Source organism: Cobetia sp. AM6 (assembly GCF_009617955.1).
GTDB lineage: Bacteria > Pseudomonadota > Gammaproteobacteria > Pseudomonadales > Halomonadaceae > Cobetia > Cobetia amphilecti.
On record NZ_AP021868.1, the window covers coordinates 704,441 to 728,751 of the forward strand.

Genomic DNA, 24,311 nt, shown 5'->3' on the forward strand with positions numbered 1-24,311 from the left:
CTGACGATAGATATGTGCGCCAAGCGCATGTCTATCAAACGATATGTCGGAGAGGTCCGACAGATTCGTAATCCTTGACAGACCCCTTGGGGTTATATGGTCAAGCGATTAAGCGCATACGGTGGATGCCTTGGCAGCCAGAGGCGATGAAGGACGTGATAGCCTGCGATAAGCGTTGGCGAGGTGGCAAATACCCTGCGACCCAACGATTTCCGAATGGGGAAACCCACTCACCATCAGGTGAGTATCTATAGGCCAATACATAACCTATAGAGGCAAACCCGGGGAACTGAAACATCTAAGTACCCGGAGGAAAAGAAATCAACCGAGATTCCCCAAGTAGCGGCGAGCGAACGGGGACCAGCCCTTAAGCGTGACAACTGACAGACGAACAAGCTGGGAAGCTTGACGATACAGGGTGATAGTCCCGTAGTCGAAGTCTGAGTCACGTGAAATCGAGTAGGTCGGGGCACGAGAAACCTTGACTGAACATGGGGGGACCATCCTCCAAGGCTAAATACTCCTGGCTGACCGATAGTGAACCAGTACCGTGAGGGAAAGGCGAAAAGAACCCCGGCGAGGGGAGTGAAATAGATCCTGAAACCGTATGCGTACAAGCAGTGGGAGCACCTTCGTGGTGTGACCGCGTACCTTTTGTATAATGGGTCAGCGACTTATATTCTGTGGCGAGCTTAACCGTATAGGGGAGGCGTAGGGAAACCGAGTCTTAACTGGGCGACCAGTCGCAGGGTATAGACCCGAAACCGGGCGATCTATCCATGGCCAGGGTGAAGATTGAGTAACATCAATTGGAGGCCCGAACCCAAGTATGTTGAAAAATGCTGGGATGAGCTGTGGATCGGAGTGAAAGGCTAATCAAGCCCGGAGATAGCTGGTTCTCCTCGAAAGCTATTTAGGTAGCGCCTCACGTATCACCGCTGGGGGTAGAGCACTGTTTCGGCTAGGGGGTCATCCCGACTTACCAACCCGAGGCAAACTCCGAATACCAGTGAGTGCAGCGTGGGAGACACACAGCGGGTGCTAACGTCCGTTGTGAAAAGGGAAACAACCCAGACCGTCAGCTAAGGTCCCAAAATCCTGATTAAGTGGGAAACGATGTGGGAAGGCTCAGACAGCTAGGAGGTTGGCTTAGAAGCAGCCATCCTTTAAAGAAAGCGTAATAGCTCACTAGTCGAGTCGGCCTGCGCGGAAGATATAACGGGGCTAAATCAGGTACCGAAGCTACGGGTTCATCCTCTGGATGAGCGGTAGAGGAGCGTCGTGTAAGCCAATGAAGGTGGATTGAGAAGTCTGCTGGAGGTATCACGAGTGCGAATGCTGACATGAGTAACGATAAGGGGAGTGAAAAACTCCCCCGCCGGAAGACCAAGGTTTTCTGTTCTACGTTAATCGGAGCAGAGTGAGTCGGCCCCTAAGGCGAGGCGGAAACGCGTAGTCGATGGGAAACGGGTTAATATTCCCGTACCGGATGTGGTTGCGATGGGGGGACGAAGAAGGCTAGGTGAGCCAGGCGTTGGTTGTCCTGGTGAAAGCATGTAGGCCGAGGAATCAGGCAAATCCGGTTCCTCTGAGGTCGAGATGCGAGACGAACTGACCACGGTCAGGAAGTCATTGATGCCACGCTTCCAGGAAAAGCCTCTAAGCTTCAGATCACATGCGACCGTACCCCAAACCGACACAGGTGGTCAGGTAGAGAATACCAAGGCGCTTGAGAGAACTCGGGTGAAGGAACTAGGCAAAATGGCACCGTAACTTCGGGAGAAGGTGCACCGGTTCGAGTGAAGGACTTGCTCCGTAAGCTCTTACCGGTCGAAGATACCAGGTGGCTGCAACTGTTTATTAAAAACACAGCACTCTGCAAACGCGCAAGCGGACGTATAGGGTGTGACGCCTGCCCGGTGCCGGAAGGTTAATTGATGGGGTTAGCTCACGCGAAGCTCTTGATCGAAGCCCCGGTAAACGGCGGCCGTAACTATAACGGTCCTAAGGTAGCGAAATTCCTTGTCGGGTAAGTTCCGACCTGCACGAATGGCGTAATGATGGCCACGCTGTCTCCACCCGAGACTCAGTGAAATTGAAATCGCAGTGAAGATGCTGTGTACCCGCGGCTAGACGGAAAGACCCCGTGAACCTTTACTATAGCTTTACACTGGATGCTGATGTTGTCTGTGTAGGATAGCTGGGAGGCTTTGAAACCACGTCGCCAGATGCGGTGGAGCCAACCTTGAAATACCAGCCTGACATCATTGGCGTTCTAACTCAGGTCCGTTATCCGGATCGAGGACAGTGTATGGTGGGTAGTTTGACTGGGGCGGTCTCCTCCTAAAGAGTAACGGAGGAGCACGAAGGTACCCTCAGCACGGTTGGAAATCGTGCATTGAGTGCAAGAGCATAAGGGTGCTTGACTGCGAGACAGACACGTCGAGCAGGTACGAAAGTAGGTTCTAGTGATCCGGTGGTTCTGTATGGAAGGGCCATCGCTCAACGGATAAAAGGTACTCCGGGGATAACAGGCTGATACCGCCCAAGAGTTCACATCGACGGCGGTGTTTGGCACCTCGATGTCGGCTCATCACATCCTGGGGCTGAAGTCGGTCCCAAGGGTATGGCTGTTCGCCATTTAAAGTGGTACGCGAGCTGGGTTTAGAACGTCGTGAGACAGTTCGGTCCCTATCTGCCGTGGGCGTCGGAAGTTTGAGAAGAGCTGCTCCTAGTACGAGAGGACCGGAGTGGACGAACCTCTGGTGTTCGGGTTGTCATGCCAATGGCATTGCCCGGTAGCTACGTTCGGACGGGATAACCGCTGAAAGCATCTAAGCGGGAAGCCCCCTTCAAGATGAGACTTCCCTGAGGCCTTGCGCCTCCTGAAGGGCCCTTGAAGACTACAAGGTTGATAGGCTGGGTGTGGAAGCACAGCAATGTGTTGAGCTAACCAGTACTAATTGCCCGTGAGGCTTGACCATATAACACCCAAGGGGTTTGCTTCGGCAAACGCCGGGATTGCGACAGGATCGAGACATATCGGTCAGCATGATTCATATTGCGAGTCACGAGGCCACAAGCCTCGGGACTCAGGCATCGCAAGATGCCACCGTTTCGCCTGACGACCATAGCGAGCGTGAACCACCCGATCCCATGCCGAACTCGGAAGTGAAACCGCTTAGCGCCGATGGTAGTGTGGAGTTTCTCCATGTGAGAGTAGGTCATCGTCAGGCACTTATACTGAACCGCCCCTGTAGCCTTGCTGCAGGGGCGGTTCTCTTTGTGGTGAGAAAAGTTGCGCAAAGCAAGAGACGTACGCGCTTCGTGAGGCGTCTGCTGCGCCCATGACGACGGCCTGAGCGTTGTCACAGCCCCATCACGTACATGCACGCTTGTAGAAGGCAGCGGCGAGAAGCTAGACTCCCCAGCCTTCTGTATTGGAGATGATGATGCAACCTCAAGAACTGTTGCTGTATTGCCGCCCTGGCTTCGAGGCCGACCTGGCCGCAGAAGTCAGCGAGAAAGCGGCGTATATCGGCACGCCGGGTTATCCGATTGCGGCACGCGACAGTGGCTTCGTGCGTTATGTGGTGACGGGTGATGAGCCCGCCAACGCCCTGCATCGTGACATGCCGCTACAGGCGTTGGTCTTCGCTCGTCAGACACTGGTGGCACTGGAGCCGCTGGTCGGCATGTCGCGGGAGAATCGTGTCTCGCCGATTCTGCAGCAGGTGGTCGACGCCGGCTGGAGCTTCGAGGAGATCCGCCACGAGATGCCGGATACCAATGATGGCAAGGCGCTGTCGGGGCTGGGCAAGGCCGTCGGTCGCCCGCTGGAGTCCGCGCTCAAGAAGCGGGGCGCCCTGCGCCGCAAGGCCGGTGGTCGGGCGTTGCATGTCTTCTGGACGGATGGCGATGAAGTCCAGCTGGGCATGAGCTTCCCGGGCAACCGCAGCGAATATGCCAATGGCATTCGTCACCTGCGTTCGCCGAGTCGTGCGCCCAGCCGCTCCACGCTCAAGCTGGAAGAGGCGTGGCACGAATTCGTGCCGCGCGATCAGTGGGAGCGTCGCATCGCCACTGGCATGCAGGCAGCGGATCTTGGTGCCGCCCCGGGTGGCTGGACCTTCCAGCTTGTCGAGAAGGGCATGTTCGTGTTCGCGATCGACAATGGCCCGATGAACAAGGACCTGATGGCGACAGGGCAGGTCGAGCATCTCAAGGAAGATGGCTTCACCTGGGAGCCACCGCTGCGCCTGGATTGGCTGGTCTGCGATATCGTCGACAAGCCGATTCGTGTGACCGAGATGGTCGAGCGCTGGCTGAAGAAGCGCTGGTGCAACGAGGCCGTCTTCAACCTCAAGCTGCCGATGAAGCAGCGCTGGAAGGAAGTCTCTCGCTGCCTCGACTATCTGGCCGCCAGTCTCGAGCGTTCCAACGTCGGTGCCGAGATTCGCTGTCGTCATCTGTATCACGACCGTGAAGAGGTCACTGTGCACGTGCGCATCACGCACTGATTGGCTGTTGCTCAATCAGCATGCACGAGTGGCACATGCCCCATACAAGAACCCCACGGCCTGCCCAGGCCGTGGGGTTCTTGTATGGGGGCGTCTGATGCCTTCGCTCGCCGGAGAGGCGCGCTCAGGTATGCTCCAGCAGGATTATCCGCTCCGGTTGGGATAGCATGGGCGCCAGGCGCGCCATCATGCGATCTCTGGCCGGACTGACCGACCATTCCTGCCATGCTCGTGCATCGCGCCATGAGGTGATCAGGATGCGGTGACCCGCGCGGCCGGTTTCCATCAGATTCTCGCCTGAGATGAAGCCCGGGACATGCGTGGCCTCGCGTACGACTTCACGCGAGGCCTGTTCGTAATCCTGTTCCAGTCCCGGCATGATATGCCGTTCGATCAGAACCTTGATCATGCCTGTCTCCCCTTTTTTGTACGTGCCGCCAGCCAGGGCGGCAGGATTGTCAGGAGTCTTCGATGACCGATATCACATTGCCCGAGGCCGATGCCGAACTGGAAACCAGTGGCCTGTATTGCCCGGAACCCATCATGATGCTGCACAACAAGGTGCGTGAGCTTGCCTCGGGTGATCTGTTGCGGGTGGTGGCGACCGACCCTGCCACCACCCGTGATGTGCCCAAGTTCTGCGCCTTTCTCGGCCACACCCTGGAACTGAGCCACGAGACGCCGGAACAGTTCCTGTATTACATCCGCATCAGTTGAGCTCCATCCGCAGCCGCTGAGTCGTTGGCCAAGACTGGCCCTCAGGCTTCGCGGTCATGGACCTCGACGCAGACCTGGTCGCTCTCGCCAGTCATCATCAGCGCGAGAGCCTCCAGCGTCGCCGGGTCCTGCTCGCGTATCTGATTGGCGATGGCGCGCTGGAAGAAATAGACCACATCATGCCGACTGCGCCCCGGGTACAGGCAGTCGTCGCCGGCCAGCACGGGTGTCTGGGTGACGCGAGCCTCATCGACCAGCAAGGCCTCGATGTTGCCATCGCTGTAGAGACGCCAGCCGAAGACCTGCTTGAGCTGCCACTGTGTCTCGCCGTTGGTCATGCACAGCGCGTGGGTACCCAGCGTGTCCGGCAGTTGCTGCAGCAGCGTCGTCTTGTCCGAGACTTCATAGTCGTAATAGGCCGCGGCATGTTCGAGCTCGAACACCTTGTGGTCAGGCGCCAGCATGAAGACTTCGTCGGTTTCCGGGTCGCGATAGCCGACGAAATGCCCCTGCTGCGGGTCTTCCAGCTCGTGGCAGGGCATCAGTCCCTCCATCCACGGCACCATGCCGACGACTTCACCATCCTCGCGCAGCCCCCAGGCCAGTACCGGAATGCTGTAATAGCTGTCCGGATCGCTGTCGAGCTGGTAGAGCATTTCCAACCCGTCGTGTTCCGGCGCCAGCCGGAGAATACGACGTCGTGCACGCATCCTGTCACGCATGACACTCAGGTCGATGACCTTGGCGGAGCGGGGGGAAGATACTGGTACGCCCATGACGAACCCTCCTCAGCAGCTTGTCGATCGTCCTCGGCGTGTGCTGGTGCGTTCTCTCGCTTCTGCCATGTGTGTCGTCAGCGAGAGAGCACTGCCTTGAATAACCATTAGCACAGCCAGAGCCTTGACGGTAACCCCTCCTTGGACGAAATGACCGTCTATCAGCTTTTTCGTGTTTAAACGCAAAAGCCCCGCGTCACCCTGTCGGGTGTCGCGGGGCTTGCTCATCAAGGCGTTTCAGGCAGCTGTCAGCCCAGTATCCAGGCCGAGCTTCCTGTTGGGATGCAGGCTGAGATGCAGGCGCTATCCGCCAGGCGTCACTGACTCGCCATTGCCTCGTCACGCACGCCACGGCGCGCGATGATCCACAGGCGCCAGCCGAGCAGCAGCGCCGCCACGGTCAGACCGGCCACCATGCCGATCCAGTAGCCATAGACGCCCATCTGCTCGATGGACCAGGGCGAGATCGGGAAGGCCTCACTGCCGACACCCAGCAGGTGTCCGCCTCCTAGCCCGACCACCCAGTAGGCGAACATGGTGATCAGCATGATGATGCGTGTGTCCTTGAAGCCGCGCAGTGCGCCTGCCATGGCGACCTGCAGGGAATCCGAGACCTGATAGAGCATCGCCAGGGTGATCAGTGACATGGCCAGGGCCTGGACCTTGAGGTTGCTGGTGTAGAGCGCCACGGCCGGCTCGGCCAGTACCCAGATCACGATGTCATTCACCAGCGCCACCACCAACGAGAAGGCCACGCCATTCCAGGCCACGAAGCGTGCTTCGCGCATGTCGCCACGGCCGATGGTGTGACCGACGCGCACGGTCAGGGCCATCGCCATCGACAGCGGCAGCATGAACAGCAGCGAGGTGAAGTTGAGCGCGACCTGGTGGGCCGCGACCTTGATCTCGCCGAAGCTGGCCACGAACAGGGCGATGACCGTGAACAGCGTGACCTCGAAGAAGATCGCGATCCCGATCGGCAGGCCGACCTTGAGCAGTTCGCCCATCTGCTTGAAATGGGGAGCGCTGGGTTGGCACCACAGCGCCACGGCGCGATATGCGCTGCTGTAACGCGTGTAGGCGAACATGCTCAGGCACATGATCCACATCGCCAGGCCAGTGGCGATACCGCAGCCGGCGGCGCCCATGGCGGGGATGTCGCCCAACAGTCCCGGCAGGGTGATCCCCAGCAGGTCATCCACGCCCGCAGACCCGTAGATCAGCACGTAATTGAGCGGGATGTTCGATATCAGGCCGATCAGGCTGATGATCAGTGCCGGGCGGGTATGGTTCATGCCGTCCGAGTAGGCGCGCAGGACCTGATAGAAGGCGGCACCCGGCATGCCCCAGGCGATGGCCATCAGGTAGAGGGTCGCCTGCTCGGCCACGGCCTCAGGCACCTCCATCAGGGTGAAGATCGGCGCGGCCAGATACCACAGCGCAAGCCCGGACAGGCTGCCGAGCACCAGCGAGATCCACAGCGATTGATGCACGTTGCCTCGCACCTCACCGCTGCGATTGCCCCCCATCAATTGCGCGACCACCGGCGTCAGACCCATCAGGGTGCCCGCCATCAGCAGCAGCAGAGGCACCCACAGGCTTGAGCCCACCGACACGGCTGCCAGGTCCGTGGCCGAGGAACGCCCCGTCATCAACACGTCCACGGCACTCATGCCTGCCTGAGCCAGCTGCGCGCCACAGATCGGCAGCGCCAGGGTCAGCAGGCGTGAGGTTTCCGCTCTGACGCGGGGAATCAGTGGCGGAGGCGGAGAACCGGGGGCCGTCTGAGGCTTGGAGGGGGTGGATGAATCGGCGGGGGGCACGGCAGGCTCCTGCTAGTAATCGAGAATCATTCTTGCTTGGCGCGCCATCCTAGCAGATAAGCAGGTTTCATGAACGCAAGCTGATGAATTATCACGGCTGTGAGCGACACTGTCAGCTGAAATGACGCGCTATACGCTAGCCACGTACAATGAGCCATCCGACAGAGCAGGTTTTCCTGTCGCCATCGAATGCCCACACACTGCCAGCGCTTGCCGAGAATTGCCGTGTCGTCCCATGAGTCCCTACCTGCCGTCCTTTCCTCTGATTCCGCCTGCGGGAGCCCCCGTCGTGCGCATGACCTCGCCACCTTGATGGCGTTGTTCGACGGCCTGTTCGGCGACACCTTCAACACCTTGCTGCGCTGTGATCCCGAAGAGCCGCTGTACCTTCCGGCCGGCATGCAGGGGGAAGGCAGGCATGTCCCGGAATCAGAGCTTGGCTATCACCGCCTCTATCTGGCACGTGGCTTCTTTTCCAGCGCGCTGCATGAGATCAGTCATTGGTGCATCGCAGGCGCCAGACGGCGGCTCGAGGAAGATTACGGCTACTGGTATGCGCCGGATGGTCGCGACGCCGAGCAGCAGCGCGCCTTCGAGAGTGTCGAGGTCGCGCCGCAAGCGCTGGAGCTGCTGTTTCACCGGGCGGTGGGCAAGCCGTTTCATGTCAGCGTCGACAATCTTGAGCTGGAGGTGGATCGAGACGCCTTCGCGCAACGTGTGATGCAGCGCGCCGCCGATGTCGAGCAGCGCGGCCTGCCCGCCCGCGCCGCTGCCTTCCGCCACGCACTCGCCGGTGTCTGGCAGCAGGGGATGCCGCTTGAGCAGGCCATCGCCCATGCCAGGCCCCTGTTGCCTGCGGTGGGGGAGGACGGCCGGCTGGCGTGATGCCTTGTCTGAGCATGCCAGCCGGCAGTGGCGTCGCCCGCTGGGCGTGCCTCCCGGAACTCACCTCCCTGAGCGGGATTGCATTATCTGCAAATCAGCGTTGCACTCACGTTGCAGGTGTCAGGGCTTTGTGATTAGAATGATTCGCATTGACACAATGGTTCCGCTTTTACTGGCCTGCAGGTCTGCTCATGGCAGTCCTCGTCAGGGCAGGACACCTTGAACAGGGGTATTCGATGACTGCTGTATCCATGATTTCTGCATCCTCCGCTCGCAAGCTGTTGTTGAGTGCGCTGGTCGGCGTGACGGCTGTCACGGCCATGCCGGCGCAAGCCCAGGAAGAGGTGAACGTCTACTCCTATCGTCAGGCCTATCTGATCGAGCCGTTCCTCAAGGAGTTCACCGAGGAGACCGGCGTCAAGGTCAACGTGGTATTCGCCAAGCAGGGTCTGGCCGAGCGCCTCAAGCGTGAGGGTCGCAACACGCCTGCTGACGTCCTGCTGACGGTGGATATCGGTCGCCTGCAGGAGCTGGTCGACGAAGAGCTGGTCAAGAGCGTCAATGACGACGTCATCGAAGCCAACCTGCCCGAGCAGTATCACGGTCCTGACAACCAGTGGTTCGGTATCACCACCCGTGCCCGCGTGCTCTACACCAGCGTCGAGCGTCTCGAGGCCGGTCAGGTCGCAAGCTATGACGACCTGGCGGACCCGAGCCTCAAGGGCCGTGTCTGTTCGCGTGCCGGTGATCACCCCTACAACGTGGCATTGATCGCCTCGCGTATCGCCCACAACGGCGAGGAAGCGACCCGCGAATGGCTGGAAGGCTTCAAGGACAACCTGGCGCGCAAGCCGCAGGGCGGGGACCGCGATCAGATCAAGGCGATTCGTGACAACGTCTGTGACGTGGCCATCGGCAACAGCTACTACTACGGCAAGATGCTCGACAATGACGAGCAGCGTCCGTGGGCCGAGAAGGCACGCATCGAGTTCCCGGACCAGAACGGTGTCGGCACGCACATGAACATCTCCGGCATGGCGATGACCAAGTACGCGCCGCACGAAGAGAATGCGCTCAAGCTGATGCGCTTCTTGACCGAGAAGACCGCCCAGCACATGTATGCCGAGGTCAATTTCGAGTACCCGGCCAACCCGGCTGCCGAAAGCTCGGAGCTGCTGACGTCCTGGGGCGAGTTCAAGCAGGATGACCTCTCGCTGACCGAGGTCGCCAAATACCGCAAGCGTGCTGCTCAGATGGTCAATGAAGTCGGCTTCAACCAGTAACGGCACTCACCGCTGGCGTAAGCCATCGGGTGGGATGTCGTGAACGAAGAGGGGCTGTCGCGATGCGACAGCCCCTCTTCGTTTGAGTGAACAATGTAAAATAGACGCAATTGCAGTTGGCAGGTCAGTGAGGAAGAACAGATGACGCAAGGCAAGCGGCTGTTGGCAAAGCGAGGTGCGAGCCTTGAAGAGGAAGCCTGCACGGCAACCAGCGCGACGGAGCTCGCCCTGGAGCGCGCGACTCACAGCACGTCAGGCGCCGAAGACGCGGCGATAAGACGCCGTCAGCGGCGCCTGGGCACGCACATGGGGTGGTTCGCGACGGCCTGGGGGGTCGCCGCGCTGGTGGTGATGCCGGTGCTGGCCGTCATCTGGCTGGCGTTGTTCGGCGATGATGGCAGTGATCAGGCCGGTGACGGCATCTGGCCGCACCTCGTCTCCACCGTGCTGCCTGACTACGTCATGACGAGTCTGGCGCTGGTGGCCGGTGTGGCGGTGCTCAGCGGCAGCATGGGCGTGGTGTCGGCGTGGCTGACCACCATGTATCAGTTCCCGCTGCGGCGCACCTTCGAGTGGTCATTGCTGCTGCCGTTCGCGATTCCCGCCAACGTCATCGCCTACATCTACACCGATGTCTTCGAGTATGCCGGGCCCTTCCAGGGCGCGCTGCGTGCGCTGTTCGGCTGGGACTCGCCGCAGGATTACTACTTCCCCGAGATACGCAGTCTGGGTGGCGCCATCCTGATGCTGTCGCTGGTGCTGTTTCCGTATGTCTTCATGCTGGCGCGCTCGGCATTTCTCGATCAATCACCGTCATTGCGCGATGCCAGCCGCACCCTGGGCTGCAATGGCTGGCAGAGCTTCTGGCGCGTGGCGTTGCCCAGTGCACGCCCGGCGATCGCCGTCGGTCTGGCGCTGGCGATGATGGAGGCGCTCAATGATTTCGGCACCGTCGATTACTTCGCGGTGCGTTCGCTGACCGCCGGCATCTTCAATGTGTGGCTCAACATGGGCAGCCTGCGCGGTGCGGCCCAGATCGCGCTGTGTCTGATGATCTTCGTGGTCACGCTGATCTGGCTGGAACGGCATGCCCGGCGCCGGCAGCGTCAGTTCGGCAAGGGCGATCGCTATCGTCGCTATCGTCGTCCGACCCTGCATGGCTGGCGCGCCGGACTGGCGACACTGGCCTGCCTGCTGCCGCTGCTGTTCGGCTTCCTGTTGCCGGTGGGGCTGCTGACGCGGCATGCCATTCGCTACTTCGAGGAGTCGTGGACGCCGGACTTCGCCGGTTACGCGCTCAATAGCCTGATGCTGTCGGTGAGTGCTGCCGTGTTGACGCTGATCATCGGGGTGCTGCTGGCCTACGCCAAGCGGCTGGATCGCACCGCCAGCGTACAGCAGGCGCTCAAGCTCTCGAGTCTCGGCTATGCCATGCCGGGCGCCGTGCTGGGGCTGGGCGTGCTGGTGCCGCTGTCGGGTTTCGACAATGCGCTGGACAGCTTCCTGCGCGCCAACTTCGGGTTCTCCAGCGGCCTGCTGCTGACGGGGACGATGGGCGCGATCATCATTGCCTATGTGGTGCGCTTCCTTGCCATCGCCGCGGGTTCCATCGAATCGAGCCTCGACAAGGTCACGCCCTCGATGGACATGGCGGCGCGTTCGCTGGGCGAGAACACCTTCTCGACACTGCGCCGGGTGCACCTGCCCTTGATCCGCCCCGGCTTGCTGACCGCGGCGCTGGTGGTCTTCGTCGATGCCATGAAGGAGCTGCCGGCCACCTTGCTGCTGCGGCCCTTCAACTTCGATACGCTCGCCACCCACGTCTATCAGTACGCCTCGGATGAAATGCTCGAGCAGGCGGCGTTGCCGGCGCTGGTGATCGTGGTGGTCGGCATCCTGCCGGTGATCGTGATCTCGCGCACCATCGTGGCCTCGCGCAGCGAGTCATGATGAAGACAGCGTCGGCATCAGCTTATTGCCATATGAGAGTTGTTCCTCGTGTGGAGATCGCCTAGGGTGCAGCGCTCGACACTGACAGGACAACGCCGGAGATGGTTCGCACGATGCTCAAGCCTTACGTAGCCAAGATGCGTGGTGGCCCCCTGAAGCGGGGCAGGCCGCATGTTGCCGATGCCCTGTGGTCATGGCTCGGGGCCTTTCTGGGCATGGCGCTGATCGGCTGGCTGTCCTCGCACTATCTGGCGGTCAGCTCGCTGTTGCTGGTGGGGTCCTTCGGCGCGACCTCGGTGCTGCTCTACGGCGCGCCGCACAGTCCGCTGGCCCAGCCGCGCAATGTACTGGGCGGCAACATGCTGTCGGCACTGGTCGGTGTCGCCTGCTATCACTGGCTGGGCGATGGCTGGCTGGCGGCGGCCATGGCGGTCTCGGTGGCGCTGCTGGTCATGCAGCTGACGCACACCCTGCACCCGCCGGGCGGCGCCACGGCCTTGATCGCGGTGATCGGCGGTCAGCCGCTGCACGAGCTGGGCTACTGGTACGCCCTGTTGCCGGTGGGGCTTGGCTGCTTGGCGATGCTGGTGCTGGCGGTGTTGATCAACAATCTGGCGCGTCATCGTCGCTATCCGCTGCACTGGCATTGAGCCCATCGGATGCGCGTTTCTGCAGGCGACGGCGGAAGATGGTAGACTGGGCCATCGCCTGACGCGAGCGACTGGCAGCAGCCTGATGAGGTCCCTCTGACCGACTCTTTCTTCTCTGCGCCTGATACGCCTCGCTCCCTCTCCCGGCACGTGCCCGGCCAGGCGCCATTCCTTAATGATCGACCAGCACGTGGCCGGTCAGCCGAAGAGATATTGATGACTGAGACTACTGCCAATTCCGTCCCGGCGTTTGCCTCCCTGGGGCTGTCCGCTCCTGTCCTGAAAGCGATCGCCGAGATGGGCTATTCCACGCCGTCTCCCGTCCAGGCAGGTGCGATTCCTGCCGTGCTGGAAGGCCGTGATGTGATGGCTGCCGCGCGCACCGGTACCGGCAAGACCGCCGGTTTTGCCCTGCCGCTGGTCGAGCGCCTCTCACAGAGCGCTCCCGCGGGTGCCCGCAAGATCAAGGCCCTGATCGTCACGCCTACGCGTGAACTGGCCGCGCAGATCGACGAGAACGTCACTGCCTATTCTCGTCACCTGAAGCTGCGCAATGCCGTGGTATTCGGTGGCGTGAAGATCAACCCGCAGATCAGCCGCCTGTCCTCTGGCGTCGAGATCCTGACCGCCACGCCGGGCCGCCTGCTGGACCTGCACTCCCAGAAGGCCATCGATTTCTCCGATCTCGAGACGCTGGTGCTGGATGAAGCGGACCGCATGCTGGACATGGGCTTCATCCACGACATCCGCCGTCTGCTCAAGCTGCTGCCGACCAAGCGCCAGACGTTGCTGTTCTCCGCGACCTTCTCCGATGAGATTCGCGGCATGGCCAACAAGCTGCTGAATGACCCGGTGGCGGTGGAAGCCAGCCCGCGCAACACCACGGCCGAAAAGGTCGAGCAGCATATCCACACCGTGGAGAAGAGCCACAAGCCTTCGCTGCTCAAGCACTTGATCATCAAGGAAAACTGGCACCAGGTGCTGGTCTTCACCCGTACCAAGCACGGTGCCAACCGTCTGGCGACCAAGCTCGAGAAGTCCGGCATCAGTGCCGCGGCGATTCACGGCAACAAGAGCCAGAATGCGCGTACCAAGGCACTGGCCGGCTTCAAGAACGGCGAAGTGCGCGTGCTGGTCGCGACGGACATCGCGGCGCGTGGTCTGGATATCGAGCAGCTGCCGCAGGTCGTCAACTACGAACTGCCCAACGTGCCGGAAGACTACGTGCACCGCATCGGACGTACCGGCCGTGCCGGCGCCAGTGGGCGTGCCATCTCGCTGGTCTCCAGCGATGAGCGCAAGGAACTCGGCGGCATCGAGCGTCTGCTCAAGGGCAAGCTCAAGCGCGTCGAAGTGGAAGGTTTCGTGCCGGAAGTCGATGTCGAGCCGGAACGTGAACCGCGTCAGCCGCGTGGTGGCCAGCGCTCTGGCGGCCAACGCACTGGCGGCAAGCCTGCCGCTGAAGGCCGTGGCAATGGCGGCCAGCGTTCTGGTGGCCAGCGTACTGGCAGCAAGCCTGCCGGTGAAGGCCGTGGCAATGGCGGCCAGCGTTCTGGCGGCCAGCGCACTGGCGGCAAGCCTGCTGGTGAAGGTCGTGGCAATGGCGGCCAGCGTTCTGGCGGGCAGCGCTCTGAAGGTCAGCGTTCTGGCGGCGCGCGCTCGGGTGGTCAGCGCACTGGTGGTCAGCCTCAGCAGACCGCGCGTGTCGATGATGACAACCGCGGCAACCGTGCACCGGTGCAGCGTGAAGTCGATGGCAATCGCGTCGCGCCGCAGCCGGAGGTGAACGGCAACCGTGCGCCGAATGCGCCAAGCAATGATGAGCGCCCGCGTCGCCGCTCGCGTGGTGGCCGCAATCGCTCCAGCGGTGGCAACGGTGGCGGCCGCTCCAACGGCTGAGCCGCGTCGTAGAGGCCAAGGCTTGAACAGAAACGCCCCGACAACCGCAAGGTTGTCGGGGCGTTTGCGTGTCAGGAGCGGTAGCGACTGATCAGACGTCTTCTTCCCAGTCGATCTCGTAATCCGGGCCAGTGCCCTGGATGTCTTGCTCGCCACGCACGCCATCACCGCGCAGGCGGGTATGGATGGCCAGCATCACCAGCACCTCGTTGTCCGGGCGGAAGGGCTGCAGGCCCTGTTCGAACAGCATGTTGTTGCGCTCGCGCGCCCAGTCACCCGGGGCAAGCTCAGGGTAGAGGCCTTCCGCCGGCGCGAACTCGATGAACGGGTCCATGTTGTAGGCGTCGAACAGGCGGGCCAGTGCCTGCTCGTCATCCATGACGCCGGTGGTATAGAGCGTGGTCTGGTAGTAGTCCTGCTCCAGCTCCTTGAGCACATCGAGGGGGCTGACGCCGAAGCTGCGCAGGTCGTCCAGGCTGTAGTCGCCCAGCTCCAGCATCTCGCCATCCAGCCATTCGTCATCCGGCTGGATCAGCACATGCTTCATCTGGCCATCGGGCAGCGCCCAGGCGATGGCCAGCGGCAGACTGGAGTCCTCGCCGGTCTCGACGGCGATGAAGGCGGGGAAGTCCCCTGTTTCGGGTTCATATTCGTGCATGGTGATGTCCAGAGCAGGGAAGCGTGCAGGGAAAGTCGTTGATGCCGATTACAGGCGGAAGAAGCGTGTGGCAGTAGCGCTGGTGGCCTCTGCGAGTTCTTCCATGTCGATACCACGCAGCGCCGCGACCTCCGCCATGATCCACACCAGCAGAGAGGGTTCATGACGCCGCCCCTTGAGCTTGGCGGGCAGATTGCGCGGTACCAGATAGGGGCAATCGGTTTCCAGCATCAGGCGTTCGAGGGGAATCTCGCGGCACAGGCTGCGCAGGTGTTCGCCTCGGCGCTCATCACACAGCCAGCCGGTCAGGCCGATGTGCAGATCGATATCCAGATAGCCGTAGAGCGTCTCGCGCTCACCGGTGAAGCAGTGCACGACGGCGTGACTGATATCGTCGCGCCAGTGCTTGAGCATCTCGAGCATCTGGCGACCGGCGTCACGTTCATGCAGAAACAGCGGCAGGCCTGTCTCGGCGGCCAGCGTCAGCTGCGCTTCGAACGCTCGGGCCTGTTCGGCGGGCGTCGAGAAGTTGCGATTGAAGTCGAGGCCACATTCCCCCACCGCGACGACCTCCGGCTGCGCCAGTAGCTCCCGGATGCCGCGTTCGACACCGTCGTTCCACTGGCTGGCATCATGTGGATGCACGCCGGCGGTGGCAGAAAGGCCACGATAGCGTGCCGCCAGCGCCTGGGCCTCACGCGAGCCATCCAGGCTGGTGCCGGTCAGGATCTGCTGGCTGACGCCCGCCGCGCGTGCTCGCAGCAAGGTGCCCTCGATGTCGCGCGCGTAGCTCTCATGCGTCAGGTTGACGCCGATGTCGACCAGCGCAGAGGGGCTGGCGAAACGCAGCTCCGGTGCCAGCAGCGTCAGCGCGGCCGCGATATCGGCCTCGCCGAGTTCAAGGTCGTCACACAAGGCGGCAAGCGTCTCGTCGGACAGCCGCTCGCTATCATAGTAAGGCAGGGAGGCAGGATCGGCATGCGGGGGAAGCGCGGACATCGGACACCCTTGGGATCGCGGTGAGGGAGAAGACACGTGACAGCGCAAGGCCGGGCGACAGCCCGTCGGCCTGGCACTCGATAGCGCTGCATGCCAGGCGGGTCTTGGCAGTGCAGGGCACGTGACGTGATTTCAAGCGGTCGGCCATTCTACCCAAGGCGCCGGCGTCTTTCAGCCCTTGCGGCGTCTTCCATCGCCTGCACGCTGCGCCTCGGGTAGAATGGCAGCATTCTCCGGCGCGCGTCGCTGGCGGCGGCCTGTCCGCCTGACTCCCACTTCCTCCGTGGCCTTCCCGGCCGTGGACCCGTCACGAGTTGCTGCTGCACATGGCATTGTTACGACTGGAAAATCTTCAGCTGGCCTATGGCCATCACGTCTTGCTCAACGGCGCGGACCTTGTCGTCGAGCGCGGCGAGCGTCTGGCGCTCGTCGGCCGCAACGGCACCGGCAAGTCGACCCTGCTCAAGCTGATCACCGGCGAATTCCAGGCCGATGCCGGTGAGCTGTGGAAGGCACCGGGCCTCAAGATCGGCGTGCTCTCGCAGGACTTGCCGGCCGCCGAAGGACGCACCATCTTCGATATCGTCGCTGAAGGCCTGCCGAAGGCGGGCGCGCTGCTGGCGGAATATCATCACCTGATCAGCGACCCCGAGCCGGACCTCAAGCGTCTCGAGCATGTGCAGGTCGCGCTGGAAAGCGTCGATGGCTGGCAGTTCCAGCAGCGTATCGATACCGTGCTGACCCGCCTGGGCCTGCCGGAAGACACCATGATGGAAGACCTGTCCGGCGGCTGGCGCCGTCGTGTCGCACTGGCGCGTGCGCTGGTCTCCGACCCGGACTTGCTGCTGCTCGATGAGCCGACCAACCATCTGGATCTCGATACCATCGCCTGGCTGGAAGAGCAGGTCGCGGCCTTCTCAGGCGCCGTGCTGTTCATCACCCACGACAGGGCCTTCCTGAAGCGCCTCGCGACCCAGATTCTGGAGCTGGACCGTGGCCGTCTCGGGCGTTACCCGGGCGATTACGCGGCCTACCAGGCCCAGAAGCAGCACGAGATGGATGTCGAGGCCAAGGAGAACTCCGAGTTCGACAAGAAACTGGCCCAGGAAGAGACCTGGATCCGCCAGGGGGTCAAGGCGCGTCGTACCCGCAATGAAGGCCGTGTGCGTGCGCTAGAGAAGATGCGTGCCGAGCGTGGCCAGCGGCGTGAAGTGCAGGGCCGTGCGCGTATCGCCGTCGACTCCGCCGAGCGCAGCGGCAAGCGGGTCGTGGAGCTGGAGAACGTCAGCTATCGCTACGACGAGGCGCAGGAGCAGTGGGTCATCCGTGACTTGAGCGTCGAGATCCAGCGCGGTGACAAGGTCGGCCTGCTGGGGCGCAACGGCGCGGGCAAGACCACGCTGCTGCACATTCTGCTAGGTCAGCTGGAAGCCAGCGAAGGCAAGCGCATCGAAGGCACCAAGCTGCAGATCGCCTACTTCGATCAGCTGCGCAAGGGCCTCGACATGGAAGCCACCGTCTACGACAACGTGGCGCGCGGCAGCGACCGTGTCACGGTCGGCGGGCGTGACATGCACGTGATGAGCTACCTGCAGAACTTCCTGTTCACGCCGGACCGCGCGCGTCAGCCGGTTCGCTCCCTGTCAGGGGGCGAGTCCAACCGTCTGCTGCTGGCGCGTCTGTTCACCATGCCAGCCAACGTGCTGGTGCTCGATGAGCCGACCAACGACCTGGATGTCGAGACGCTGGAGCTGCTCGAGGAGCTGTTGCTCGACTTCGACGGCACCGTGCTGCTGGTTTCCCACGACCGTGCCTTCATGGACAACGTGGTCACCAACATCCTCGCCTTCGAGGGCGACGGGGTCGTCAAGCCGTATGTCGGGGGCTACAGTGACTGGATACGTCAGGGCGGGCATCTGCCGCCGGCACCGTGGGAAGTCGAGCGTGAGCGTGAGGAAAAGCACCGTCGTGATGCCCAGGCAGAAGACGAGCGCCGCAAGCGTGAGGCCGCCCAGGCGCAGCAGGCCAACAAGAAGGTCAAGCTGCCCTACAAGTTCCAGCGCGAGCTGGACCTGATTCCGGCGACCATCGAGAAGCTGGAAGCGGAGATCGCGACGCTGGAAGCCGAGATCGCGGCGCCGGAGTTCTACACCGGGGATGCCAAGGCGGTGAAGAACACGCTGGAGAAGCTCAGCCACAAGCAGCAGGTGCTGGAAGAGACGATGGAACGCTGGATGGAACTTGAAGCCATGCAGGAAGGCTGAAGCCGCAAGTGACGGTCATGAGTGACGATGCTTGATGACCGTGCGGTGCAGAAAGCCCGTCAGCTGAACACACAAGAGGGCTGCCCATGGGCAGCCCTCTTGTCGTCCCTCACATGTCATCGACGTGAGGTGTCGTCTGGCATGAGGTGTCGTCTAGCCGGCCGTCATCATTCCTCGCTGTCATCCGCGCCGACGCGCACCGCCAGCACGTCGCACTGGGCACCGTGCAGGACACCCGTGGAGGTGGAGCCCAGCAGCAGCGCAAAGCCATGTCGACCATGCGAGCCGACCACGATCAGGTCCACGTCGTGTTCGGCCGCGAAGCGATGAATCTCGCTGTCCGGCATGCCGACCACCACGTACTGGTCTTCGGCGGCGATATCATGAGGGGAGGCGATCTCGCCGAGCCGTTCACGGGCGTGGGAATCCAGCTGGTCCTGGATGCTGGTCAGATCCATCGGGATATCACCGCCATAGGCAAAACCCAACGGTTCCAGCGTATGGATGATGGAAATCTTGGCGCCGTTGCGCTTGGCGATCGGCAGTGCCCGCTCCAGCACCAGATGGGAATCCTTGGTCAGGTCGACAGCGACCAGTACATGCTTGTATTCGTTGCTCATCCTGAGGTCCTCCCGCAGAGGTTGGCCATTCGAGTGGCGTCGTGCACCTGCTTCCATGCTAGGCTTGCCGCCCCCTTGAACACAATGACTTACATCAACGTAATGGCAGTGCGTGATACGCAACACTGCGGGGCTGCATAGCCTATCTTGCGCTTTCACGCCACGTCCTGCTTGATGAAACCCTTGAATAGACAACCGTTGGATAGACGATGACGACTGCGCTGATCATCATTTTTGTCGTGCTGGCGATGCTGTCGCCGCTGACCTGGTTACGCCCCAGCAAACGCGAGACGCGCACTTCACTGGTCCGCAAGGCGGTGATCGCCGATGGCATGCGGGTGGATCTCAAGGCGCCGGCGCTTTCTGACGCGCCCAAGGGCATCGTCGGTTACCGCCGCCCCTGGCCGACCGAGCGCGATGTCACGCCCTTCATTCTGGTGCAGGATGAATGGGCCAGTGATGCCCTGCGTGAGGCGGTGCCGGGCTATCGCTGGCGCGAAGAGAGTCGCCTGGCGGATGACCCTGATGTCGCCGCGGCGCTGCTGCGCTTCACGCGCACGCTGCCGGAGGATGCCCTGATGCTGGAGTCGTCGCTCTCCGGCCTGACGCTGTGGTGGGGCGAGAGTCTGGATGTGGAGAGCTGCCACGACTGGCGGCGCGAATTCGAGGCCTTGCATGCGTTGTTGATCGACAAGGCGCCTATCTCGCACAAGCGTCGACCGCTGGTGGGCACCGAGCCGAAGATGCCGGACGCCTGACACGCGCAGCCTGCCCGCCTGCAGAAAAAAGCCCCCATCGAGTCACTCGATGGGGGCTTTTTCATGTCTCGCTTGCGTTCATGTCTCGCTTGCGTTCATGTCCTGCTGGCGCGGCCGGCCACTTCCGGTCGGCGTATAGGCTCAGGCGCTCTCCGGCACCTTCTCGGAGATTTCCAGGCCATTGCGCTCCATGACGCGCAGGCATTCACAGAATTGATCGACCTGCGCCTCGCTCAGGCCCTCGAGCATCTCGATGCGAGTCTGCTCGGCGATGGCATCGATCTTCTCGATCAGTGGCAGCGCCTTGCGGGTCAGGAAGATGCGCTTGGTGCGGCGGTCTTCCTCGCAGGCACGGCGCTCGACCAGGCCCTGTTCGGTCAGTTGGTCCAGGGTGCGAACCAGCGACGGGGCTTCGATACCGATGGAGCGAGCCAGATCACATTGGGGCTGACCATCGCCCATGCGCCACAGGTGTACCAGCGTCATCCAGCGAGTCTGGGTCAGCCCTAGTGGGGACAGTCGCTGGTCCAGAATGGCGCGCCACAGGCGCGGCAGGCGGGAAAGCTTGAGTCCGATATCTTCATGCATGGATAGGTCGTCCGCTGAGTGCAAATGTGAAGGGGCTTTTGTCATTGGCGCGCGTCCGGCATCACTCAAACCTGAATGAGACTGATTCCTTGCGCGCGCCGCCCTTCACATCAGCATGCTAGGCAGTCTGGATAATTACAAGCCTGCGAACGAATTTTACGTCCAAGGTCGAGTAACTCAGCGTTCCCGCTTGCAAAGTGACTCATGATGGCGACTGTCACAAACCCGGAATCAGGTTGGTGATACGCCAGCCGGGGATGCCGGGTGGCTGGCTGATGGTGCTGTCGGCCAGGGTGGCCTGCTGCGGATCATCGCTGACCACGAAGCGCAGACTGCCGATGCGCTGTCCGTTCATCGTCTCGACATCGATGCGCCACTCGCCCTCGCTGCCCTGCGGGAAGGCGGTCTTGTGCGTCCAGGCGCGGTAGCCTTCGCTGCGCCCGCCATTGATGTTCAGGGCGATGCGATCGACGACTTCGCCGTCATGCCGCCAGACGTGATAGACCTTCTCCGACAGGCCGCGCGGCGCGCGGATGGCCGTGAAGGCGTAGAGGCCTCGGGCGGAGAGTTGCGCAGGCGTCAGCTGCATCTCGCCACGCGGTGCGCGCGCCGCGGTATCGAAGTCCGGCGACAGGCTGCTGGCATTGATCCACAGCGTGGCGGGCGGAATCCAGGCGCGTGCCCCCCATGCGCCTACCCCGAGCATCACGCTGATGCCGATCATCGCCAGACCGCCGACCACCCCACGTGCGATGCGCAGGTTGGCGACGCTGGGCAGCGCGAACAGGCTCATGGCGGCACAGGCGGCCAGCAGGCTCTCGCCCGTGGTCAGTTCCAGCAGCAGGGGCAGGGTGACCAGTACCACCACGAACACGCACAGGGCGTGGAAGCCGAAGTACAGCCAGCGATGGCGCTCGGCCAGCCGGTAGTAGAAGGGGTCGAGAATCGACAGCAGGGTCGCGCCGCACAGCAGCAACGTGAAGCCCGCCTGGCCGCTGGCCCAGTCGGTGGTCGCCAGGAAGAACGGCAAGGTGAAACACAGTGTCTCCTGCTGGATCAGCTGGGCCACGAAGGTCGCCAGCTTGCGGGGCAGGGCATTCTGGCCGCGATGGCGGCGCAGACGGCTCCACAGGCCTTCGGCGATCAGGATCAACCAGGCCAGCATCATGCCCAGCGCCAGCATGCCGCCCAGCCATTGCTGACGATTGACGAGGAAGAAACTGCAGATGCCGGCGGCGAAGCCGATGGGCGGCCATAGCCAGTGCCAGCGCTTGGTGCGTTCGACAAGGCCGGTCAGGCGCAGATACAGGGCGGTGAGAGTGCTGCTCATGAAAGCATGATATCGATGAGGCCTTTGAAAGCCTGCTGGCGCGCGAGGAGGTGTCGCGGCCAGCCTGCGGGTTGGGAAAGCGTTCAGGGTAACGCGGCTGCCTTGCGCGGTGTAGCGTCGATCTTTGCCTACATCGGCTGTCGATAGCGTGCGCCAGTCAGCCCGGGCCAGTATACAGACGCCCCGTGACCCCCGACCTTTCGCTAATGTCCGCAGGCTTGATCTTTGTCCGTCACTGGCCCAAGCTGGCTGTATTCAAACGCTTGTATGAAGCGCTGTGATGAGAGATGACTCTCGTGCGGTGCCTCTGCCAGCGGCGAGTCCGGCGAGGCCGGTTGCCAGCGCCCTCATGGTCAACGCCAAATGGCAGTGACCCTCGAGCGCCGGGCAGCCCCTTCACCTCTTTCTCTTGTGGAGATCCGTGGATGATCTATTCAGGCAAAACGCTAACCGTCGAGGCCAATCAGGACGCCATCGCCCTGTTGACCCTCGACCTTGAAGGCGAATCGGTCAACAAGCTGGCCAGCTACGTACTCAAGGAGCTGGGAGAGGCGGTCGAGGCCATCAAGGCGACGGCCGATCTCAAGGGGCTGGTCATCCGCTCCGCCAAGGAGGCGTTCGTGGTCGGTGCCGACATCACCGAGTTCCATCAGATGTTCGAGAAGGATGAAGCCTTCCTCATCGACATGAACATGAACATCCATGGCATCTTCAACGCCATCGAGGACCTGCCGTTCCCCACAGTCACTGCCATCAATGGGCTGGCGCTGGGCGGCGGCTGCGAGATCACCCTGACCACCGATTTCCGGGTCATGGCTGACAGCGCCAAGATCGGCCTGCCGGAAACCAAGCTCGGCATCATCCCGGGCTGGGCGGGCTGTGTACGCCTGCCGCGCCTGATCGGGGCGGACAACGCCATCGAGTGGATCTGTGGTGGCACCGAGAACCGTGCCGACAAGGCGCTGGCAGTGGGCGCCGTCGATGCCGTCCTGCCGGTGGCCGAGCTGGACGCGGCGGCACTCGACATTCTGGCGCGTGCCAATGCCGGCGAGCTGGACTATCAGGCGCGTCGTCTCGAGAAGACCTCGCCGCTCAAGCTCAATGCCATCGAGCAGATGATGGCCTTCGAGACCGCCAAGGGCTTCGTGGCCGGCAAGGCCGGTCCGCACTATCCGGCGCCGGTGGAGGCCATCAAGGTCATCCAGAAGGGCGCGGGGGAATCGCGTGAGCGTGCCCAGGCCATCGAGGCCAAGACCTTCGCCAGGATGGCGCTGACCGACGTGGCCTTCAATCTGGTCGGCCTGTTCATGAACGATCAGGTGGTCAAGAAGAAGGCCAAGGGTTACGAGAAGCAGGCCAGCGAGATCAAGCAGGCCGCCGTGCTGGGGGCCGGCATCATGGGCGGCGGCATCGCCTATCAGAGCGCCAGCAAGGGCACGCCGATCCTGATGAAGGACATCAACGGCGAGGCCATCGAACTGGGCCTGAAGGAGGCTCGCAAGCTGTTCGGCAAGGGTGTCGAGCGCGGCAAGCTGACCACCGAGAAGATGGCGCAGGGCCTGTCCAACATCCGCCCGACGCTGTCCTACGGTGACTTCGGCAATGTGGACCTGGTCGTCGAGGCGGTGGTCGAGAATCCCAAGGTCAAGGCCTCGGTGCTGGCCGAGCTCGAGGACAACGTCGCCGAGGACGCCATCCTGACCTCCAACACCTCGACCATCTCCATCACGCGGCTGGCCGAGTCGCTCAAGCGTCCCGAGAACTTCTGCGGCATGCACTTCTTCAACCCGGTGCACCGCATGCCGCTGGTCGAGGTCATCCGTGGCGAGAAGTCCAGCGATGCGGCCATCGCCGCGACCGTCGCCTATGCCCGCCAGATGGGCAAGACGCCGATCGTCGTCAACGACTGCCCGGGCTTTCTGGTCAACCGCGTGTTGTTCCCCTACTTCGGTGGCTTCAGCCTGCTGGTCGAGAAGGGCGCCGACTATCAGCGCGTCGACAAGGTGATGGAGAAGTTCGGCTGGCCGATGGGCCCGGCCTACCTGCTGGATGTGGTCGGCATGGATACCGCGGTGCACGCCAATGCCGTGATGGCGGAAGGCTTCCCGGACCGCATGGCGCGAGACGGCAAGACCGCCATCCAGGTGATGTACGACAACAAGCGCCTCGGCCAGAAGAACGATCTGGGCTTCTACCGCTACGAGGAAGACCGCAAGGGCAAGCCGAAGAAGCTGGCGGATGATGAGGCTCAGGCGCTGGTGGCCCAGGTCGTCAGCGAGACGCGCGAGTTCTCCGATGAAGACATCATCGCGCGCATGATGGTGCCGCTGTGCATGGAAACCATCCGCTGCCTGGAAGACGACATCGTCGGCAGCCCGGCCGAGGCCGACATGGCCTTGATCTACGGCATCGGTTTCCCGCCGTTCCGTGGTGGCGCTCTGCGCTATGTCGATGCCATGGGCGTGGCCGAGTTCGTCGCGCTGGCCGACAGCCTGGCCGATGAGCTGGGGCCGCTGTATCGCCCGACCGAGGCGCTGCGCGAGCGCGCCAAGCGTGGTGAAGCCTTCTACTCCTGAGCCTTTGATGGCTGA

18 protein-coding genes and 2 rRNA genes are annotated in these 24,311 nt (G+C 62.3%); 12 read left to right on the forward strand and 8 right to left on the reverse strand.

The window, feature by feature from the left end:
- Positions 1-98 precede the first annotated feature (98 nt).
- The 3 genes from CLAM6_RS02995 (at position 99) to rlmM (ending at position 4,520) form a co-directional block, all read left to right on the forward strand.
- A 23S ribosomal RNA gene (locus CLAM6_RS02995) occupies positions 99-2,984 on the forward strand.
- A 136-nt stretch (positions 2,985-3,120) separates the two neighbouring features.
- A 5S ribosomal RNA gene (gene rrf / locus CLAM6_RS03000) occupies positions 3,121-3,236 on the forward strand.
- 210 nt (positions 3,237-3,446) lie between these two features.
- Positions 3,447-4,520, forward strand: coding sequence for a 23S rRNA (cytidine(2498)-2'-O)-methyltransferase RlmM (rlmM, locus tag CLAM6_RS03005; protein ID WP_131431318.1), 1,074 nt, complete (start codon positions 3,447-3,449; stop codon positions 4,518-4,520).
- A 124-nt stretch (positions 4,521-4,644) separates the two neighbouring features.
- On the opposite strand, the gene CLAM6_RS03010 is transcribed toward rlmM, so the two are convergent.
- Positions 4,645-4,929 carry an antibiotic biosynthesis monooxygenase family protein gene (locus CLAM6_RS03010; protein ID WP_043335322.1) on the reverse strand — a complete coding sequence of 95 codons (285 nt, stop codon included), beginning with the start codon at positions 4,927-4,929 and terminating at the stop codon, positions 4,645-4,647.
- Positions 4,930-4,991: 62 nt separating this feature from the next.
- Here CLAM6_RS03010 and tusA point away from each other — a divergent pair, with 62 nt between their 5' ends.
- Positions 4,992-5,237, forward strand: a complete 246-nt coding sequence (gene tusA, locus CLAM6_RS03015; RefSeq protein WP_054555155.1) for a sulfurtransferase TusA — start codon at positions 4,992-4,994, stop codon at positions 5,235-5,237.
- Between the two features lie 41 nt (positions 5,238-5,278).
- Here tusA and CLAM6_RS03020 read toward each other — a convergent pair whose 3' ends face one another.
- Together CLAM6_RS03020 and CLAM6_RS03025 are read right to left on the reverse strand one after the other, a co-directional pair.
- Entirely contained in the window at positions 5,279-6,013 is a 735-nt protein-coding gene (locus tag CLAM6_RS03020) for a hypothetical protein (RefSeq protein ID WP_052384769.1), read from the reverse strand.
- Positions 6,014-6,330: 317 nt separating this feature from the next.
- The gene (locus CLAM6_RS03025) at positions 6,331-7,770 is read right to left on the reverse strand and encodes an MATE family efflux transporter (RefSeq protein WP_242007797.1); all 1,440 of its coding nucleotides are present in this window, start codon (positions 7,768-7,770) and stop codon (positions 6,331-6,333) included.
- Positions 7,771-8,148: 378 nt separating this feature from the next.
- Between CLAM6_RS03025 and CLAM6_RS03030 the strand changes: the two genes are divergently transcribed.
- The 5 genes from CLAM6_RS03030 to CLAM6_RS03050 all read left to right on the forward strand — a co-directional run bounded on the left by CLAM6_RS03030 (position 8,149) and on the right by CLAM6_RS03050 (position 14,503).
- A complete protein-coding gene (locus tag CLAM6_RS03030) occupies positions 8,149-8,721 on the forward strand; it encodes an elongation factor P hydroxylase (RefSeq protein ID WP_242007731.1) in 573 nt (190 codons plus the stop codon).
- Between the two features lie 236 nt (positions 8,722-8,957).
- On the forward strand, positions 8,958-10,004 hold the full coding sequence (locus tag CLAM6_RS03035) for a Fe(3+) ABC transporter substrate-binding protein (protein ID WP_225347558.1): 1,047 nt from the start codon (positions 8,958-8,960) through the stop codon (positions 10,002-10,004).
- A gap of 141 nt (positions 10,005-10,145) precedes the next feature.
- Positions 10,146-11,954 (forward strand): ABC transporter permease, encoded by a 1,809-nt coding sequence (locus tag CLAM6_RS03040; RefSeq protein WP_240548692.1) that lies wholly within the window; start codon positions 10,146-10,148, stop codon positions 11,952-11,954.
- A 113-nt stretch (positions 11,955-12,067) separates the two neighbouring features.
- Positions 12,068-12,604 carry an HPP family protein gene (locus CLAM6_RS03045; RefSeq protein ID WP_043335366.1) on the forward strand — a complete coding sequence of 179 codons (537 nt, stop codon included), beginning with the start codon at positions 12,068-12,070 and terminating at the stop codon, positions 12,602-12,604.
- 216 nt (positions 12,605-12,820) lie between these two features.
- The gene (locus tag CLAM6_RS03050) at positions 12,821-14,503 is read left to right on the forward strand and encodes a DEAD/DEAH box helicase (RefSeq protein ID WP_153635128.1); all 1,683 of its coding nucleotides are present in this window, start codon (positions 12,821-12,823) and stop codon (positions 14,501-14,503) included.
- 91 nt (positions 14,504-14,594) lie between these two features.
- Here the strand turns inward: CLAM6_RS03050 and CLAM6_RS03055 are convergent, their stop codons facing one another.
- Both CLAM6_RS03055 and CLAM6_RS03060 read right to left on the reverse strand, forming a co-directional pair.
- On the reverse strand, positions 14,595-15,161 hold the full coding sequence (locus CLAM6_RS03055) for a hypothetical protein (protein WP_225347560.1): 567 nt from the start codon (positions 15,159-15,161) through the stop codon (positions 14,595-14,597).
- Positions 15,162-15,209: 48 nt separating this feature from the next.
- Positions 15,210-16,160 carry a TatD family hydrolase gene (locus CLAM6_RS03060; protein ID WP_153635129.1) on the reverse strand — a complete coding sequence of 317 codons (951 nt, stop codon included), beginning with the start codon at positions 16,158-16,160 and terminating at the stop codon, positions 15,210-15,212.
- A 326-nt stretch (positions 16,161-16,486) separates the two neighbouring features.
- On the opposite strand from CLAM6_RS03060, the gene CLAM6_RS03065 reads away from it, so the two are divergent.
- Positions 16,487-18,424: an ATP-binding cassette domain-containing protein gene (locus CLAM6_RS03065; RefSeq protein WP_107335478.1), complete on the forward strand. Its 1,938-nt coding sequence runs from the start codon at positions 16,487-16,489 to the stop codon at positions 18,422-18,424.
- A 167-nt stretch (positions 18,425-18,591) separates the two neighbouring features.
- Here CLAM6_RS03065 and CLAM6_RS03070 read toward each other — a convergent pair whose 3' ends face one another.
- Positions 18,592-19,044 carry a universal stress protein gene (locus CLAM6_RS03070; protein WP_043335309.1) on the reverse strand — a complete coding sequence of 151 codons (453 nt, stop codon included), beginning with the start codon at positions 19,042-19,044 and terminating at the stop codon, positions 18,592-18,594.
- 209 nt (positions 19,045-19,253) lie between these two features.
- On the opposite strand from CLAM6_RS03070, the gene CLAM6_RS03075 reads away from it, so the two are divergent.
- Positions 19,254-19,802: a hypothetical protein gene (locus CLAM6_RS03075; protein WP_054555152.1), complete on the forward strand. Its 549-nt coding sequence runs from the start codon at positions 19,254-19,256 to the stop codon at positions 19,800-19,802.
- Between the two features lie 141 nt (positions 19,803-19,943).
- Here the strand turns inward: CLAM6_RS03075 and slyA are convergent, their stop codons facing one another.
- Positions 19,944-20,390 carry a transcriptional regulator SlyA gene (gene slyA, locus CLAM6_RS03080; protein ID WP_043335305.1) on the reverse strand — a complete coding sequence of 149 codons (447 nt, stop codon included), beginning with the start codon at positions 20,388-20,390 and terminating at the stop codon, positions 19,944-19,946.
- Positions 20,391-20,607: 217 nt separating this feature from the next.
- Positions 20,608-21,720: a DUF5924 family protein gene (locus CLAM6_RS03085; RefSeq protein ID WP_043335301.1), complete on the reverse strand. Its 1,113-nt coding sequence runs from the start codon at positions 21,718-21,720 to the stop codon at positions 20,608-20,610.
- Between the two features lie 425 nt (positions 21,721-22,145).
- Here CLAM6_RS03085 and fadB point away from each other — a divergent pair, with 425 nt between their 5' ends.
- Positions 22,146-24,296, forward strand: coding sequence for a fatty acid oxidation complex subunit alpha FadB (gene fadB / locus CLAM6_RS03090; RefSeq protein ID WP_153635130.1), 2,151 nt, complete (start codon positions 22,146-22,148; stop codon positions 24,294-24,296).
- Positions 24,297-24,311: the final 15 nt, after the last annotated feature.